The sequence below is a fragment of the Finegoldia sp. BIOML-A2 genome, from assembly GCF_009678315.1.
Classification (GTDB): domain Bacteria; phylum Bacillota; class Clostridia; order Tissierellales; family Peptoniphilaceae; genus Finegoldia; species Finegoldia magna.
Window position 1 is genome coordinate 75,508 of record NZ_WKZE01000001.1, and the last position, 18,773, is coordinate 94,280.

Annotated in this window: 16 protein-coding genes; 3 read left to right on the forward strand and 13 right to left on the reverse strand. The window is 30.9% G+C overall.

The annotated features are described in order from the left end of the window. Window position 1 precedes the first annotated feature (1 nt). From GKF99_RS00335 to GKF99_RS00345, 3 genes are all read right to left on the reverse strand, one after another. Window positions 2-1,018, reverse strand: coding sequence for a V-type ATPase subunit (locus tag GKF99_RS00335; protein WP_094208901.1), 1,017 nt, complete (start codon window positions 1,016-1,018; stop codon window positions 2-4). Between the two features lie 2 nt (window positions 1,019-1,020). Further along, complete coding sequence (locus tag GKF99_RS00340; protein WP_102163674.1) at window positions 1,021-1,329, reverse strand: hypothetical protein; 309 nt, start codon at window positions 1,327-1,329, stop codon at window positions 1,021-1,023. A gap of 278 nt (window positions 1,330-1,607) precedes the next feature. Further along, window positions 1,608-2,420 (reverse strand): DnaJ domain-containing protein, encoded by an 813-nt coding sequence (locus GKF99_RS00345; protein WP_154272259.1) that lies wholly within the window; start codon window positions 2,418-2,420, stop codon window positions 1,608-1,610. Between the two features lie 80 nt (window positions 2,421-2,500). Here GKF99_RS00345 and GKF99_RS00350 point away from each other — a divergent pair, with 80 nt between their 5' ends. Next, window positions 2,501-3,409, forward strand: a complete 909-nt coding sequence (locus GKF99_RS00350; RefSeq protein ID WP_094208904.1) for an AAA family ATPase — start codon at window positions 2,501-2,503, stop codon at window positions 3,407-3,409. Beyond that, on the forward strand, window positions 3,409-5,094 hold the full coding sequence (locus GKF99_RS00355) for a hypothetical protein (RefSeq protein WP_154272261.1): 1,686 nt from the start codon (window positions 3,409-3,411) through the stop codon (window positions 5,092-5,094). Before GKF99_RS00350 ends, GKF99_RS00355 begins: the two co-directional genes overlap by 1 nt. Window positions 5,095-5,142: 48 nt before the next feature. On the opposite strand, the gene nrdG is transcribed toward GKF99_RS00355, so the two are convergent. The 8 genes from nrdG to ftsE all read right to left on the reverse strand — a co-directional run bounded on the left by nrdG (window position 5,143) and on the right by ftsE (window position 14,694). Beyond that, window positions 5,143-5,643, reverse strand: coding sequence for an anaerobic ribonucleoside-triphosphate reductase activating protein (gene nrdG, locus GKF99_RS00360; protein ID WP_094208906.1), 501 nt, complete (start codon window positions 5,641-5,643; stop codon window positions 5,143-5,145). Next, window positions 5,643-7,766, reverse strand: coding sequence for an anaerobic ribonucleoside-triphosphate reductase (gene nrdD, locus GKF99_RS00365; RefSeq protein ID WP_094207420.1), 2,124 nt, complete (start codon window positions 7,764-7,766; stop codon window positions 5,643-5,645). Before nrdD ends, nrdG begins: the two co-directional genes overlap by 1 nt. A gap of 236 nt (window positions 7,767-8,002) precedes the next feature. After that, window positions 8,003-8,962, reverse strand: coding sequence for a polysaccharide deacetylase family protein (locus GKF99_RS00370; RefSeq protein ID WP_094206024.1), 960 nt, complete (start codon window positions 8,960-8,962; stop codon window positions 8,003-8,005). A gap of 8 nt (window positions 8,963-8,970) precedes the next feature. Then, entirely contained in the window at window positions 8,971-10,146 is a 1,176-nt protein-coding gene (locus GKF99_RS00375) for a S41 family peptidase (RefSeq protein ID WP_094207421.1), read from the reverse strand. Between the two features lie 143 nt (window positions 10,147-10,289). Beyond that, window positions 10,290-11,741 carry a peptidase S41 gene (locus GKF99_RS00380; RefSeq protein WP_154272263.1) on the reverse strand — a complete coding sequence of 484 codons (1,452 nt, stop codon included), beginning with the start codon at window positions 11,739-11,741 and terminating at the stop codon, window positions 10,290-10,292. Window positions 11,742-11,896: 155 nt separating this feature from the next. After that, complete coding sequence (locus tag GKF99_RS00385) at window positions 11,897-13,120, reverse strand: M23 family metallopeptidase (protein ID WP_154272264.1); 1,224 nt, start codon at window positions 13,118-13,120, stop codon at window positions 11,897-11,899. Window positions 13,121-13,130: 10 nt separating this feature from the next. Next, window positions 13,131-14,024 (reverse strand): permease-like cell division protein FtsX, encoded by an 894-nt coding sequence (gene ftsX / locus GKF99_RS00390; protein ID WP_154272266.1) that lies wholly within the window; start codon window positions 14,022-14,024, stop codon window positions 13,131-13,133. Continuing rightward, window positions 14,011-14,694 (reverse strand): cell division ATP-binding protein FtsE, encoded by a 684-nt coding sequence (ftsE, locus tag GKF99_RS00395; RefSeq protein WP_154272268.1) that lies wholly within the window; start codon window positions 14,692-14,694, stop codon window positions 14,011-14,013. Before ftsE ends, ftsX begins: the two co-directional genes overlap by 14 nt. 99 nt (window positions 14,695-14,793) lie before the next feature. Between ftsE and GKF99_RS00400 the strand changes: the two genes are divergently transcribed. After that, the gene (locus GKF99_RS00400; RefSeq protein WP_154272269.1) at window positions 14,794-15,327 is read left to right on the forward strand and encodes a 5-formyltetrahydrofolate cyclo-ligase; all 534 of its coding nucleotides are present in this window, start codon (window positions 14,794-14,796) and stop codon (window positions 15,325-15,327) included. A 141-nt stretch (window positions 15,328-15,468) separates the two neighbouring features. Here GKF99_RS00400 and GKF99_RS00405 read toward each other — a convergent pair whose 3' ends face one another. Together GKF99_RS00405 and GKF99_RS00410 are read right to left on the reverse strand one after the other, a co-directional pair. After that, window positions 15,469-16,317 carry an ABC transporter ATP-binding protein gene (locus GKF99_RS00405; protein WP_154272271.1) on the reverse strand — a complete coding sequence of 283 codons (849 nt, stop codon included), beginning with the start codon at window positions 16,315-16,317 and terminating at the stop codon, window positions 15,469-15,471. Beyond that, window positions 16,318-18,741, reverse strand: a complete 2,424-nt coding sequence (locus GKF99_RS00410) for an ABC transporter permease (protein ID WP_154272273.1) — start codon at window positions 18,739-18,741, stop codon at window positions 16,318-16,320. Window positions 18,742-18,773 lie beyond the last annotated feature (32 nt).

Here is an 18,773-nt window from a genome sequence, read left to right on the forward strand (position 1 = left end):
CTTAAACTCTTCTAATCAGATAAGACTTGGACTTTTCAAAATCCAAATTAAATCTCTTAGATTCCACACTTTTTTCAATATCAAATTTTTCAAACTCAAGTAATTCGCCAATCGCAATAAGTTTCGAAATATTGTACTTATTAGTATGTAGCAAATCCATAGCCTTGAAATAAAGATATCTGTAAACTCTTCTATCCATGTATAAATCAATATCATTGTCGGTATTAACCAAGAAAGAATACTTACTTTCGGAAATAAAATTTATCAAATCATCAAAATCCATATACGAAATCTTCTTCAAATCGTCCAATTGGAACAATTTACCGCCCAAAATCGTAAAGTTGAAAATAATCTCGCTATTGATTTCATAATATTTGTTAGCTCTATAAATCCATTCCAAATTCAACAAGTCGATTTTTTCACCATAATAATCTTGGACAATCTTAGAATCTTGTTTCGATAAACCTTGACTCATCTTGATAATGTTTGAATAATAATTTCTATCCAAGTTCATCTCAATAAAAAACAAAATTCTGTGACGATTTTCTTCCTTGTACCTATCGACAATAGATTTGTATGGCTCATCTAACATATCCACAAAATCTTGAATCGTAGTCGACGAAGAAATTCGAGAAAATTTTGTATCCTTGAGAACTATAAGATTATCATTCAACCTATCGGTGTATTCCCTTCTAACGATAACACGCGCCAAAGTTTTAATATCTTCAACGACATAATACTCCAACAAAGAATTATAAAAATCCTTGTATCTTCCGTTCATATAATACTTCAACTTTTCTTCAGTTCTAATCATCTTATCATTAAGACTATTTTCAAACTGACTCACGCCCTCGTTTGCGTATTCACCCTCAATCTTTCCCAATTTCAAAAGATAATCATATTGATCCTTATTAGTATCAGCTTCTAATAATTTCTTAAAATCTTCATCAGACAAAAGCTCTGAACTAATCTTAGAAATCTTAGTATTAAGCGCACTATATAATCTTGCAGATCCCATAATTACTCCGTAATAATGTTGAAGAATTTATCCACCAATCTATCCTCGTTCTTATCGAAGATTTCCTTCAAGTGATTTTTCTTTTCTTCAATACTCTTCTTTTGATTTTCGATATTATTGTTTTGGCTATTAATAATATCATCATGGACAGAATTAAGTTTAGTTACAGATTCTGATTGATATTTGTCTTCAAGCTTTCTTATAGCTTCTTTTTGTTTTTTTTGTTCAGTCACAAGATCATTTTGAAAAGATTCATCCAAATCCTGTGCTTTTTTATCAATCTCAATTATTTTATTGATTACATCTTTCATAAACTCACTTCCTCACATCTAACTATTATAACCCATATAATTTTTTAAATCTAAATTGATTTTAGATATATTGTTGAATTTTTTATAAAAATTGCTATATGTATAAATGAAAACATTTTTATTATATTTTTTTGATTGCTGTAACTTTGATATTTTTAATTTACATTTTTTAAAATGAAAAATAAATTTTTAAAAATTCAGACAAAGTTTTTGTCTTAATGAGTAATGTTTTCTATTTTTTGTAATAAAAAACTGGGAGATATTCTCCCAGCAATAAACTATTTTTTGTTTTTGATTCTATTGTATCTTTCTATGTTTTGTTCATTGGACAAAAAGTCGTATGCGTTGTTAACTTCTTGGAACTTAGCAGTTGCATCAGCTGCCTTGTTTATATCAGGGTGATATTTCTTGGCAAGTTTTCTGTAGTTCAATTTGATTTCGTACTTGTCTGCGTTGTATCCAACTCCCAACGTGTCGCAATGTTGTTCGTAAGTTCTTACAAAATCATCCACTGGATTTTGGTATTGATTTTGATATCCATATCCTTGTTGACCATAACCTTGGTTGTATCCACCGTATTGACCTTGTTGTTGGTAATACTCGAAATCATCGAAGCTAAATCCGTTTTGATTGAACCATTCGTTAAATCTTCTAGTCCATTCTTCTTGTTCACGTCTTTGTCGTTCTTCACGCGCTTTTCTTTCTTCTTCTTGTTTGTTGAAGATGTATTTTTTCTTGTAATCAGAATAAGAGGTGTATTTTGTTTGTGAATTATTGAGATAATAATCCCCGTATCCAAGTAAGAATTCAACCATAGAATATTTTACATATTTTAGATAATTGACGAATCCTTTACCCAAAATAGGAAATATCGTTATGAACAAAACCGTAAATGTAATCCATTTGTATTTGAAAAATATATAAGGAAAGAACAATATAAATATACAACCGAAGGATAATATGGATCCTAGTACATACCTAAATCCCACAGTTAAATTCACCAATGTTTCTATAAATGCTATTAAAAATCCGAAAAATCCATCTAAAAATTTCGCAAATCCTTTTACGAAACCTCCCCATGCTTTCTTCATTTATTCACCTACTTCCAATTTCTTTTAATTTATTATATCATACTAATGACACAAATTAGATAGTTTATGAAAGAGGTAATATGATTAATTTACTTGAATCACAAAATATAAATAAAAATTTAATAAAAGATGTAGAAAACTTTTTGAAGGACAATGATGTAGATGACAAATTCAAATCCAGAATTCCTAAACCACGATTTAACTACTATGGAAAAGAAGTTTTGGAGATGGCTATAACAAGCATTTTGGAAGCTAATAATTTGCTATTGGTTGGTCCTAAAGCTACCGGCAAGAATATATTGTGCGATAATTTGGCATATATTTTCCAAAGACCACAATGGAATATTTCTTTTCATGTGAACACGGATTCTGAAAGTTTGATTGGTATGGATACTTTAAAAAACGATGAAGTTATTTTCAGAGCAGGTCCAGTGTTGGAATCTTCATTGAATGGAGGTTTCTGCGTGTTCGATGAGATTAATATGGCTAAGAACGATTCTGTTGCTATTATGCACTCCGTTTTGGATTATCGTCGAATTATAGATATACCTGGTTTTGAAAAAGTAGACATTCACGATAAAACAAGATTCTTAGCTACAATGAATTACGGATACGCTGGTACGCGTGAAATCAATGAAGCGTTGTTGTCCAGATTTTTTGTCATAGATATGCCAAAAACAGACGAAAAAACTTTGAACAAGATACTTTCAGAAGAATTTTCATTGACAGACACCGCTCAAAAAATGTTCGTGAGATTTTTTATGGATTTACAAGAAAAAAGTTTGAATTCTGAAATTTCTGGTAGATGTATCGACTTGCGTGGTTTGTTATCTTCAATCCACGCTATGAAAAGAGGTTTGAGCGTTAAATCAAGCTTAAAACTTGGAATTGTCAATAAAACATTTGATGAATTTGAAAAAACAATCGTGCAAGATATTATCGATACGATATTTAAGGACGATTTAAAACCGGAAGAGATATTTGAATAATGGAAGATTCAAGGTCCAAAAATCTATTCTGGTTGTTGAGTGAAGATTACAACATTAACCCTAATTTAGATTTTATTACAAAAGAAAATGTCAATTCAGAGATTTTTCAGACTGCGCTTTTTGGATTTGCCCACAGATTCTACGATATGAATTCCGTTATGAAAATAATTGATAATGTGTCAAATAAAACGGATATTTTTACGGTTTTGATGATAATTTTAGACAACAATCTAAAAGAAAAAATGTTAAATGAAAGAAATGGGCTTGAGGATTTTGACAGGTTACAGAAATTATACTATTCTGACAAGTATTATAGGTCCAATCCTAGAAACATTTCTGAAGAATTGGAAAAATATCATTACACTGATAAACCCTGGACAACTACAAAATCCATCAGAGAAATCTTAATGTTGACTAAAACAAAGTGCAATGATAGCTTGTCTCTTATAAATCTTTTGATTGAGATTATAAATAAATATTTCTACTCATATAAAGATATTCGCAATAATGATAATTTCGAAAAGATAAAAAAAGAAGTCAAACCAGTTATCCAGAAAACTAATCAGAAAATTATAACAAAACAAGAAAATGTATCTCAACTTGAAAAATATTCCATTGGATCACAAGAATTTACTGAAGATTTGTACAAATTATTGGAAGATGAGGATGTCGACAACGACTCTTCCACTCAAAAAACTTCCCGTACTAAGGATGTTCATCAAAATATCGAAAGATTGTACGGAAAAAGTATTGTTGATCAATCTATTTTGAATTCTTTGAAAAATAAACTGTCTACCGATATTCATTCTGATATAAATTTTCACATAGTGAATGCCAATTCTACTAGAATTGAAAACTACAGAACGAATCTTTTGGTAGAATCTTACAATGAGAATATTAAACATTTCGAGAAAAATATCCTCATTTACAATCGCCAAGTCAATGTTTTAAGTGAAATGCTGAAACTTGCTCTTCTCAAAAATGAAGATGATGATGTTAGAAGGTCGACGTTCGGAACTATCGATATCAAAAGAGCATGGCGTCACACCAAACTAAACGACAATAAAATTTTTAACAAAATCTACAAAAACGAAAACAGTCCAATGTCTGTTGATTTATTGCTGGATATGTCTGCGAGTCAAAGTGAGAAGAAGGAAATTATAGCAGCACAAGCTTATGTTATAGCGAAAGCATTAAGTGATTTGTCCATAAAAGTTCGTGTACTTGGTTTTCAAAATATGTACGATTATTTGATAATTACAAAATTCAAAGACTACGACGAGCAAAACTGCAAAAATATTTTTCATTATCATCCAGAAGGCTCAAACAGAGATGGATTGGCGCTCAAATTTATGAGAAATATTATGGTAGAACAAATGGAATCCAAACTTTTAATAATGCTGACAGATGGTAAGCCCAACAATATTGTAAATCTCAATTTTGTTGGCAAAACCAGATTTAAAGCAGAAGATTATGTCGGAGAATTGGCAGTAAAAGACAGCGCAAAAGAAGTATTCTTGACTAGAATGCAAAAAATAAAATTACTAGGTGTGTTCACTGGATCACAAGACGATTTGACTTTTGAGAAGGAAATCTTCACTAATGATTTCTGCTACATTAAATCTCCTGAAATGTTTAGCAAAACCGTCGGCTCATTTATCAAAAATATAATATCTAATATGTAATTAATTGCAAAACGAAACCGTTAGAACCAGCTGATTCTAACGGTTTATTTATAATTTATTTTCATCAACTAATATGATGTCATCCATTGTGGTCTTGTTCAAATCAATCAATCTTTGATTTGAAGATCCACGAAACTTCAATCTCAAATCTTTTAATTCTTCTACGAATCTTCCATCAACAAGTACATCGCACATGTCCAATAGTTTTTTGCAGTTTTGTTTTTGAGAAAGTGTTTCGTAAGTGTATCCCGAAAAAATCCAGATACTTTTGTTTGTATTTTCTCTGATTTTTCCTACAATTTCTATTAAATCATCGCATGATTCGAATGGTTCTCCACCTAAAATTGTGAGTCCATCAATTTCTTCTTGGTTCAAATAATCTATTACTTGATTTGTTTGCGTATCGGTCCATTTTTCTCCAAAATTTGGATCTTGGTATTCTTTGTTAAAACAATTCTTGCAATTGAGGCTACATCCTGTTACAAAAAACGTGCATCTAATTCCAGGGCCGTTTGCCACATCGTATTGTCTGATTTGTGCGTAATTCATTAAATGTGTAATACCCTATCTTTGATTTCTTTTGTTCTTCCTTCGTTCCAGAAGTTTTCTCCAAGATATCCACAAGTTCTTCTGACAACATTCATCGTAGCATGGTCTTTGTTTCCACATTGTGGACATTGCCAATCGCCATCTTCGTTGATTGTAATTTCTCCATCGAAACCGCAGTTTTGACAATAGTCGCTTTTTGTGTTGAATTCTGCGTATTGAATATTATCGTAAATGTATTTGACAAGAGTTTCCAAAGCTTTCAAATTCTTGCTCATGTTTGGAATTTCTACATAAGAAATACATCCGCCTGATGATTTATCTTGGAATTTCGATTCAAATGAGAATTTTTCAAAAGCAGATATTTCTTCTCTTACATCAACGTGGAATGAATTTGTGTAGTAACCTTTATCTGTGATGTTTTCGATTACTCCGAATCTTTCCCTGTCGATACTATTAAATCTGTGAGTTAAACTTTCTGCTGGAGTTCCATACAATGCAAATCCTAGATTAGTTTCCTTTTTCCATTGTTTTATTTTTTCATTCATAATATCCATTATTTTCATTGCAAATTCTTTGCCTTTTGGAGTTGTGTGGCTTTCACCAATTGTTAGTAGCGTTGCTTCGTAAATTCCAATGTAGCCCAAAGTCACAGTCGCATATCCACCTATCAACAAATCTTTGATTGGTGTGTGTGGTTTAAGTCTCGCGATAGCTCCATGTTGCCAATGAATTGGAGAAGAATCACTAGTGACATCTTTTAGTAAATCGTAACGCAACACTCCTGCACGCTTACACATTTCTAATCTTTTGTCTAATATTTCTAAGAATTTATCTTCGTCGCCATCTGCCAGAATTCCGATTTGTGGTAAATTAATCGTAACAACTCCGATATTAAATCTACCTTCAAATTGATAGTTTCCATGTTCATCTTTCCATGGTGACAAGAACGCTCTGCATCCCATTGGACTGAACACATTTCCTTCGTAGTTTTCTCTCATTTTCTTAGCCGAAATATAATCAGGATACATTCTCTTAGCTGTGCAACGAATTGCAAGTGAAGTCAAATGATAAAATTCGCTATCTTTGTGAATGTTATTTTCATCCAAAACGTAAATTAACTTAGGAAATGCTGGTGTAACATACACTCCTGCTTCATTTTTAATTCCTTGAATTCTTTGCTTCAAAATTTCTTCGATTATCTTCGCAGTTTCTTCCTTGTATTCATCGTGGTCTTCAATAAACATAAACAAAGTCACAAATGGAGCTTGTCCATTGGAAGTCATCAATGTATTGATTTGATATTGGATTGTTTGAATTCCTGATTCCAAGTCTTTTTGAGTCATCTTATCTGCCATTTTTTCAGCCATGTCGATGTCTCCAAGAGTTTCAATGCACAAATTCAAATTCTTTTCGTAAGATTTTCTCAAATACTTTGACAAACATCTAATATCGATACTTTGACCACCGTATTGATTACTTGCTATTTGTGCGATTATTTGAGTCATTACATTACAAGCAACTTGGAATGATTTTGGCGATTCGATTAATTTGCCGTTTACAACTGTTCCCTTATCAAGCATATCTTTCATATTTACAAGGCAACAGTTAAACATTGGTTGAATTATGTAATCCATATCGTGAAGGTGAATTGCTCCTTCATCGTGAGCTTGAAGCAAATCTTGAGGAATAAGCTTTCTTCTAGCAATATCCTTACTAACTTCACCAGCTATTAAATCTCTTTGAGTAGAAGCTATCACTGCATTTTTGTTGGAGTTTTCTTCTAACAAATCCTTGTTACTTTCTTCCAACAAACCGATTATACTTTCATCAGTAGTGTTAGTTTCTCTTTTATATTTTTGTACGGCTTTGTAGTTTTCGTATGCTCTTGCCGTAGCGGGATTGTTGTACTGAATTAACTTATAATACACTTGGTCTTCGATATCAGTAATACTCAAAACTTTTCCAATCGTTTTGGCATATCCTTCAATTTCTTTGGCGATTTTTTCAGCCAAATTTTCCTCGTAAATTCCTGTACTACTATTCATAGCTTTTTCTATCGCAACGACAATTTTTTTAGCATCAAACTCAACTTGTCGTCCGTCTCTTTTTTCTACAGTTAGCATTTGCAATCCCTCTTCTCTTTCCTTTTTTATATGATTAAAATCTTTTTTACTTGATTTTTACTACTGCTTTATTATATCAAATACTACAGATAGTATCAATATGTGGGTTTTTGATTTTTATTCATACTATATATAGTTAGTAGGATTTAAAACATTAAAAAAGCACCTTATCAAAAAGGTGCTCTGCATAATAATTTAATTGTGGCAAATTTAAGCTAATATTTATAATTTTAAAATTATTTTAAAATTCCAAATTCATATCCCTTATCTTTAAAATTTTTAATAATTGCTGAAAGTGAATCAACAGTTAGTTGTTTTCCTGGTGCATCATGACACAAAACTACAACTAAATCTTGCTCAGCTTGATAAGTTAATGAAGTATTTGCAAATTCAACCATACCTTCTACTGTCGTTGGTCTTCTGCTTTTTGGTTCAGCATCTCCAACTAAACTGTTCCAGTCAATCCAGTGAATTCCCAAAGATTCTAACGCATCATCGCCTGGCTTTAATTGTTGCCAACTCATGTGTCCACCTGGATATCTCCACACACTCGTTTTAAAATCTGGACCAAGAACATCTTGCAATGCTTTTTGTGCCATTTCAGCTTCTTTTTTTATTCTATCAGCGTTCGCAACTCTTCCTGGATATAATTTTGAATAATCGTGTTCAAAAGAGTGAAGAGCAATTGCGTGACCTTCATTTAATTGGCGTTCCAAAATATCTTTTGTATCTTGTGAAACATGTTTACCAACTACAAAAAATGTAGCAGGAACATTTTCTTTCTTTAATACATCCAAAACTTGTGGAGTCATGCTGTGGTTTGGACCATCATCAAAAGTCAAGAAACAAATTTTTTTGTTGTCTGTGTTTTTAACATAGCCCTCAGATTTTGTTGGTCTAATAAATTGACTAATTGTTTTGGCATCATAAGCATACGAATCTGCTTTTAAAATATGATTTGAACCCTTCATTAATTTATTCGGATCTGGTTTTGGCTCTTCTTTTTTCTCTGCGTTTTTTTTGTTCGATTTCTTAGAAGAATTCTCAGCTACTTTTGGATTAAGACTTTGTTCTCTGTTGGCTACTTTTACTGCAACCAAACTTCCTACAGCCAACACAAAAACCAAAAGAACTATTGAGTTGATTATTTTTTTTCTTCTCTTGCGTTTTCTTCTCGCTTCTCTTTCTTCTCTCATAATATCTCCTATTTTTTATTTAAAATCTCTAAAGCTTTTTGAAGTTGATTATCTTCTTTCATAAACTCAACTCCGATACCCTTAGCTTTTTCATCTAATTTGATTTCAACATCTGGTTTAACACCTTGCTTGTGAATTTTGTTGCCATTTGGTGAAAAATACTCACTAATAGTAAGCTTCAACCCTTCGCCTTTATCCATAGGAATAATCGTTTGAACGATACCTTTTCCGAAAGTTTTCTCTCCGACAATCGTAGCTTTCTTGTAATCCTTCAAAGCCCCTGCCAAAATTTCAGATGCAGATGCACTTGAACCATTCACAAGAACTACCATTGGTAGATTTTGTTCTGAAGCATCACTCTTTTGGACATCTTCTTTTTTATTCTTATCCACAGTCTTAACTATTACTCCTTGTGGAAGAAGATAGTCTGCTATTTTAACCGTAGAATCTAACAAACCACCAGGATTATTACGCAAATCCAAAACAATTGATTTCACATTTTGCTTTTTCAAATTTTCGTATTGTTCGATAAACTCCTTGTCAGTTTTCCTATCAAATTGAGTTATGTTGATATATCCAATATCTCCAATTTTTTGAGAATTAACAGTAGTCAAACTAATCATACGACGCGTAATATTTACATCGAAAATCTTACTAGTTTTATTCTCCATTCTGGCAATAGTAAGCTTAACATCTGTATTAGGTTTACCTTTCATAACCTTCACTGCATCATTCATTTGTGATGCATTGTAATCCTTGCCGTTAATTTTAAGTATAATATCATCTTTTTTGATGCCTTTTTCAAAAGCTGGACTACCTTTGATAGCACTAACAACAGTTATAGCACCAGTTTCAGAAGGAGTAACCACAATTCCAACACCTGCATATTCTCCCTCAGTTTGTTGATTCAAACTATCCATCTCTTCCTTAGTCAAAAACTCAGAATAAGGATCTCCCAAAGCTTTTACATAGCCTTCAACAGCTCCTTCTTGTTGCTTGTTCTTGTCTATATCAAAAAGATAATATTGGTCAATCAAGTTTTCAATCTTATTGATCTTCGCTAATGGAATACCATTTTCATTGGCAATCGCTGTTCTTTTTCCTGTAGCATTTCCTACAGAAAAACTTAGATACACCAATAAGCAAAGCCCCAATCCAATAAAAACTTTTTTAAATGTTTTCATAAATCACCTCTAACTAATATATAGTATAACAGATTAACGATTTTTTGTATTAAAATTGAGTTACAATTTGTCTAAGATTATTGTGCTTTTAATTAAAAAAATATCCTCTTTTAATAAATAAAAGAAGATATTAATTACATTATTTAATTGTTAATTGCGTAATTCATAACCCTGTCATTACCAATGGCGTAATCTTGGATTTGATTTTCGATAAACATATCTGGATACCACGTTAATCCATCTCTTTTATTAAGATTGGAACAGTGTACTGTGTCTTCTAATGTATAATCGTACCTTCTGACTCCACTAGATTTTTTGACAAATAATTTACTACTTCCTAAATACATAATACTTGACGATTCTGTCGTCCAACCAGAAGGTCCTCCAGTATTTTCCCCAATTATCTGAAGATTATCAAGATTTCTCTTGACTCCGTCTACGAACAAGGATCCAGCAGAGTAATTTTCTGATCCAGTTAATAATTTTATTTCCAATTTAGGATTCAATAGTTGATATCTTTTCAGTGCCAATTCAAGTTCTTTTGCATGTGTTGGCCAACCACCTGTGTTGTATCTAATATCTACAATTATTTTTTCTACATTATTTCGTGAAACATCTTTATCCATTTTATCTATCATATTTTTCAAGATGTTATCTTTATCAGTATTATAACAATTGTTGTATTGGATGATTAAGTTATTATCATTTATATAATAATAAAATGGTTTCATTTGCATGTATCTCATCTTGTCATTTTTTGTGAATTTATTTTTTGTGATATCTGTCATATCGTATAAGATTTGAGAAAAATCTGTATTTTCATAACTATATTTGTTGATTTTAACATCTGGCAGATCTATCATTTTGATTTTTTTATTAAGCGTTTTACCATCAGTTTCTATCTGTAATTTTAATTTTCCATTTTTAATTATATTTTCTTTTTCTAGTGCATCTCCATAATATAGATAGAAATCTTTTATTATCGTATTTTTAAAATATTTATTTTCTGCTGAAGTGTATTTGTATAATCTTTCTGTTATGTCCTTGGTATCAATATCATCAAATTTTATTATCTTAGAGTATAATAAATCTTCGTATTCAGGTGTTGTATTAATTATGTAATAATGTCCATTTATAATTCTAATCTTAATTGGCATACAGCTTTTCCCTATTTCATACATAGATGAGGTATGTCCATCATTAGTGTTTGCAATTAATTTTGCAAAATCTAAGTTCAAATCAGAAACCGTTTTATTGTCCGATGTTTTCAATAGCTCTTCAGCAAGTTTCTCTATTTCTTCTCCTGTAGAATTTCCTAAATAAGCTTGCCATTCCAAATAATAATTTACAAAATTTTTCATATCTTTTTCATACTCAGATTTCGTAAGTACTCTGTTTAATTCAATTTTTCCCAATTGTTTAACTCTTAAGTCATCAGGATTGTAATTTTCTAATTTCAAATTATCTTCTATTGGTATTGTAAGAATTTCATTATCCAATTCATTCTTTGCAAATCCTCGTGTTTGCATATTTAATGCAAGAATGCACGTTAGTAAGAATAAAAATATTTTTTGAATTCTCTTAGTTTTTTTCATTTTAGTTCCTCTTAAATATTGTCAATCGTTTTCTACAATTCCATCTTACAAATAAAATACTTAATTGTCAAACATTTGGTTATATATTTCTCCAAATATTTTCTGGAGATTTATTGCAATAAAAAAACTAAGTTATTGCTAACTTAGTTTCATAATTATCTTAAATAATTTAGTGGATCAGTGTGTTGACCATTAAATCTTACTTCGAAATGAAGGTGAGATCCTGTTGAATATCCAGTTGATCCCATAAAAGCAATTAATTGTCCACGTTTTACTCTTTGACCAACGCTACAATTAAATCCACTCAAGTGTCCATAATAAGTCAAAGCTCCATTATCGTGTTGAACTTTTACAAGATTTCCGTAGCCACCGCTCCATCCAACGTGAACTACAACTCCATCTTCTGCAGATACGATTTGTGTTCCCATTGGTGCTGCAATATCAAGTCCTGTGTGGAATCCCGATCCTCTTCCGAATGGATCGCTTCTCCATCCGTAAAAAGAAGTCATTCTATGACTTGATGGTACAGGCCATTGTAAGTATGCTCCGTCGTTATTGATGACTGGTGCTGAAATGTTTGTGTTGATGGCTTTATTTCTTTGCGCCATTTCACGTCTTCTTCTTTCAGCTTGAGCTCTTTGTGCTGCAAGTAATTTTGCTTGTAGTATAGCCTTTTTTTCTTGGTCAATTTTGCCATCAATTTTTTCAAGTTCTTTAATTAATGAGGATATTTCTGATTCAGTCATGGTTACATTTTTTGAAATATCGTCGATTAACTTTTGTTGTTCAGCCAATGTATCATTTAATGCTACGACTTTTAATTCCAAATTCTTTTTTACAATTTCCATTGTTTGCATCTTGGATTTTAGTTCGTCTTCTTTGTAATCTAATGAAATCTTTTCGTGTTTTAAATCATTCAATAGATTTTTGTCAAACCTAGCAATGTAATTCATCAAACTCACGTTGTTCAATAAATCGTTCAAATTTCCAGATCCGAAAAGCACATCGACTTTTGCGCCGTCTTTTGATATGTACATTCCTTTTAATCTTTTTTGAAATTCTTTTGTTTTTTGGCTGATACTAGATTTGTAATTTTCGATTTCTTTTTTAGTGTCATCTATTGATTTATTAATTTTCGCCAATTCTTGTTGTTGAATAGCAAGTTCTGACTGAGTTTGAGTTAATTTTAAATTAATATTCTTCAACTTTTCCAACTCATCGTTCTTGTCATCTTTTAATTTATTTAGGTTGGATTTAGATTCGTTTAAATCCGAAGTTTTTGCTTTTTTTTCGTTATTTAATTCGGTTAATTTGTCTGCATACACTGCATTAGTCATAAGCATCATGCACAAGGCTAATGTGACAATTTTCTTCTTCATAATTCCTTCCTTATATTTTGAGATATTTTTTGCTACTTAATACGGAACCGAATGCTCCAATTCCGATACCTAGACTGATAAAAATCTTCAATAAATCCCACCTAATCATCACTGGTGGAACCAAATATGTTGATATCAATCCATACACAGTCTTATTATACCTCAAATATCCATATCTGTACAAGTAATAACAAGCCAAAAACGCAACCACAGCGCCAATTATTCCAAAAAATATTCCCTCAACAACAAGCGGTGCAGATATTACCAAATTCGATGCACCAATATTTTTCTTAATGGCAATTTCTTTTCTTCTGGCATACACAGTTAATCTAATCGTATTTGAAATATTTATTATCGAAATCATCACTAATATTGCAACTACGATTGATCCAGCGTATTTTACAATTCTAGATGCATTTGAAATTTTCGCAATTAAATCCTTGTAAAAGCTTACCTTTTCAACGCCATCTATTTTTTGAAATTCTCTGACATATCTTTCAGCGTCGTTTACATCCTTCAGTGTAACTTCAAATGATGCAGGAAAAGCTGATTCCATTCCTTCAATCAAAGTTTTATCATCTAAAGACTTGGAGAAATTCTCCATAGCTTGTTTGTTGGAAACATACTTCAAATCCTTAATTCCATCTTTTTGTTTGATAAACTGTTCAATCTTTTTCGTCTTGTCCTCTTGAATTCCATTTTCCAAGTACACATTTACTAGGTTAACTTTTCCTTCGATGTCTTTTACTGCTTGATTCATAGTCAACATCGATATAATTACAGATCCCAAAATCAAAAGAGCCAGTGATATCGTCGTCAAAGATGCAAGACCCATCGATCTGTTTTTCCAAATACCTACAAATCCTTCCTTTAAAGTGGATATCATAACTCTAATTCTTTTCATACATTCCACCTTCTTCATCTCTAACAATAATTCCATTATCCAATTGAATTACTCTTTTTTGTAATTTATTAACGATATCTTTCTCGTGAGTAATCATCATAACAGTCGTGCCACGTTCATTAATTCTAACCAAAGCATTCGCTATGTCCATGCTAGTCACTGGATCCAAATTTCCCGTAGGTTCGTCTGCAATAAGTAGTTTAGGTTTATTAACCATTGAACGTGCAATGCACACTCTTTGCATTTCCCCACCGGATAATTCGTGTGGATATGCATTCTTTTTGTCTTTCAAATTTACCAAATCAAGCACAGTATCAATCGTAGATTTTATCTCTGAAGAGCTTTTCCCCAAAATTTGCATAACGTATTTTATGTTTTGGTACACAGTCTTATTCTCCAATAATTTAAAATCTTGAAACACCATTCCTATACTTTGTCTTAATTTAGGAACCTTTCGTGCTTTTAATCTGGTTATGTCTTCACCGTAAAGGTAAATCTTACCCCTATCTGGATTTATTTCTTTAAGTATAAGTTTAGTAATAGTTGATTTGCCCGCACCGCTTGGCCCAATCAAAAAAACAAATTCACCTTGTTCAATTTTAAAATTGCAATCGTTTAGTGCGCACACTTTATTTTTATATGTCTTATCGACATGAACGAATTCTAACATTTTTCACCTCGTAAACCTAATTATATCACAGTCTTTTTAAATTTTTAAACAACTGGATATTTAAATCTTTTTAGGGTATATATATTTTAGGTGATGAAAATGAACAAAAAAGAAATTAGAAAACAAATGTTACAACAAAGAGACTCCATCTCTGACAAACAAAAAGTCGACGATGAACTTTTAAAAGAATTGGAAAACTTAGAAGAATTCAAAAATTCCGAAAACTTTTTTGTGTATGTAAGCTTTGGATCTGAGTTTAACACACACAAGCTCATAAAAGATTTGTTGGAACAAGGAAAAAAAGTGTACGTTCCATATATAAAATCAAAAGGACACATGATTGCAGTAGAAATCAAAAACATGGACGATTTGGCTCCTGGAGCTTACGGAATCCTAGAACCTAAAAATCCAGTTGAATCAGACGTTAAATTTGATTTCATGTTAGTACCTGGACTATGCTTTGACAAAAACAAATACAGAATCGGCTACGGCGGAGGATTCTACGACAGATTCATCGACAAAATCGGCGAAGATTCGTATAAAGTATCCATAGTCTACGATTTTCAATTAGTCGATGATTTAAATCCAGAAGAGTTTGACAGACCAGTTGACAAATTAATAATTCAAAAATAAATATCCACAAGCAAAAAGACCACAAAATTGAATTTCAATTCATGTGGTCTTTATTCGTATAAGAATCGTGGATAAGAACATCCAATCAACCAAACTTATAAATAAGTTTCTTAAAAAAATCCTTAAACTTTCATGTGTAAATTATATTTTAAACAATTCCATGTATCTTTCTTGAGAAGATTTTGATTTCTTGTCTATACTATAAATATTTACATCCAATTGTGATAAAATCTTCAAAATTGATTTAATATTTTCATCTTTTAGTATAATCAATTTATTTTCGTATTCATATCCGTTGTTCATCAAAGTTTTTTTGACAAGTTCATCATTAGAAGTTGAGAGATTCAAATATTTTACGGATTCTAGTTTTTCTTCCAAGATTTTCTTATCCTTCAAGAACAAAATATCACGGCTTATATCATCCAAATCATTCAACCCATGACTTGATATAATAATTCCTACATTTTGTTTGGCTATCTCTTTCAATAAATTCTTCGTTTTTATAACACTTGTTGGATCCAAACCATTTAACGGTTCATCTAACAAAACATAATCATTTCCTGGCAAGAAAGACATTGCAAGCATTAACTTTTTCTTCATACCTAGTGAATACTCTCCAACCCTTTTATGTGCAAATCCCTCTATCTCATATTTTTTGCATATATTATTCACATCTTCTGTAGATTTTTTATATGCATTCTTGATTAATTCCAAGTAATCTATACCTTTCATATTAAAATCTAAGATAGTTTCATCCCTGAAAAAAGTTAACTTATTGAAGATTTTTTCATCATCATACTGTTCATTATCTATTACTATTTTACCACCATCTATTTTTATGGAATTGGATATGCTATTCATCAGTGTCGTTTTTCCCGATCCATTTGGTCCAACCAATGCTTTAATCTGTCCTTTTTCCAATCTAAAATTGACTTTATCTAAAATAGTTTTACCATTGTATTTCTTTTCTAAATCAATAACTTGTAACATTTATTTCCTCTTTTCTTCAAATTTCTTCTTGCTAATAAAATACAACACTACAGCCCATAAAATAATAGATATTACTCCAAACGTAAAATTTAAATATCCATTTTGTTGATGAAATGACATAAATCCATTCGCCACAGCAGAACTATCAATATACGATAAAGGTAAAAATGCTGGAACTATTTTCACCATATAAGGTAATCCTATTGATAAAATTACAATCATTGCAATAACCAAATTGGACATTTTATTGTCTATAAATAGTTTTGTAAGGTTTATAACCATCGATACACAAGCACACACTAGTATAGACAATATCACACTCTTAATAATAAATTCCCTGTATCTCATAACTTCTGCACTGAACATTATGTTTGATATTCTCATTGTTGGAAGTTGTGAATTACCAATTCCACCGATTATTGTTCCTATTGCAAATACAATTGCCAAAACAATCAAGAATCCAATTATCGTGCTGAAAATACTTGATAATACATTTCGTCTAAAAATAGAATTTTTGTTAATTGGTGTTAGTTTTTGTATTTCTATAATCTTTCTATTTCTAGATATTAAACTACCAAATAAACAAGCAGACAATAATGTAACAATAATATTGAATTTTGTGTAGAACAAATCGTATAACAGATTTATTCCTGTAATACCCTCACTACTTCCATTAAACAAATAGGAAAATATTCTGTCTTTTATCTTCAAATACTTAACTCCATCTTCAGGATTGTAATCCACATTATATATTCCATCATACATTCTATTTGAAGGTATAACCTTCATCTTTTTTAATATTTCAAGCTTATCGTACATATATCGTTTTGTGTACATACTCAAAGAATCGCTCTTATCCATATATCCACTACTTTGATCAAACCTCAAATCTCCTGAGGTAAATTTATCTTGATAAAAATTGTAGAATGTATCTGGATTTTTTTCTTTATTGATATATACCCTGTATTCTTTAATTCCACCTTCAAATTCTTTTTCGAAATTCTCAAGATTTCGATTAATTTCCGCCTCTGTCAAATAAGGATCATTTAAAAACTTTGCCTTATAAGACTGACCAAAAGCTAAGTAGTTCTTGTAAACTTGCTCTCCTTCTTCACGTAATTTATTGTATTTTTCGGTTTTAAAAGCCGTAAATAACGAAAACAAACCAACTGTTATTAAAATAAACACAACCATTTGCTTGGAAATTATATTAGTTAACACCAACCCCTTCACACTAGTCGTGTCAACTTTTCTGTAGGATACTTTTTCTTTTTTCGCTCTATCCTTGACACTGAAACAGCAAACTAAAAGAATTATATCCATCAACAACAAGCATACCATTTGCATCCACGAAAAATATTTAGTTATGAATAGTGGATTGAATCTGTGATTGAACAATAACAAATCACCAACAAAACCACCAATAACAATAATAGAACAGATCATTTCCAATGTTTTTGATGTGAAAATTTTCTTAACAAATGATAATATCCCAAATACAAAAGTATAAGATAAAACCAAAGTTACAATCGCTCGCAACAAGATTTTGTAAGGTTTCAAATACTCTAACTTTACAAAATCTAAGTTCTGTTTTTCAGTTAAGAATTTATATCTTTCAAGTACAGATATGTGATAATAATCTAATTTACCGAATCCATCCAGAAATACTGTGCTAATTAACCACAAGAATAATAAAACTGACACAATATACATGACGTAAATTAATAAACTCATATAGAATCTATTCTTTGTGATTAAGATGTTTTTAAATGGCAACTTCTTCAACACATCATCATTTTCCAAGGATATGATTAGAAATATAGCTAAAAATATCGCCGGAACTGCACCAAATAAAACATACGACTGTTTCGAAATAATCGCTGAAAAATTCAACTGTTTATACTCATTTATAACTCCATTTGTTTTTGTTGAATTATCAGAATTTCTATGTTTAATAAAACTAATGTAGTCCTCATCTAGTTTTATCTTTTCGTAATTTATGTGAGAATCCAATTCATCTAAAAGTTCTAAAAAGTTTTGCTCGTGAGTATAGATTGCTTTGGCATCGTATTTTCTGCTGTATTGTTCAAATGATGACTTGTTAGTATTTGTCGACATAAAATTATCTATCTCGTACAAATTATCCGATAACTTTCCATAATATTTTAATTCTGTGTCATATATTTTTTCGTTTTCTTCGACGCTTAACTTTGGATTTATCTTATTGCCACTTCTTTTGTTTTTCAAAAAATAAGCAATCAAACTATCAGTGCTGGATTCCATTTCTTTTATTCTATCTAGCTCATAATATGTTGACTTTTGCATTTGTATGAAAAGAGTCGCAAAGCACATTATTAACGATAATAAAATCACGAAAAAATATGTTTTGTTTCTGATTAGTTTTTTATGTAAATATTTTAGCATAGTTTCCTCCTGTTATTGGTATTTTACTAAAA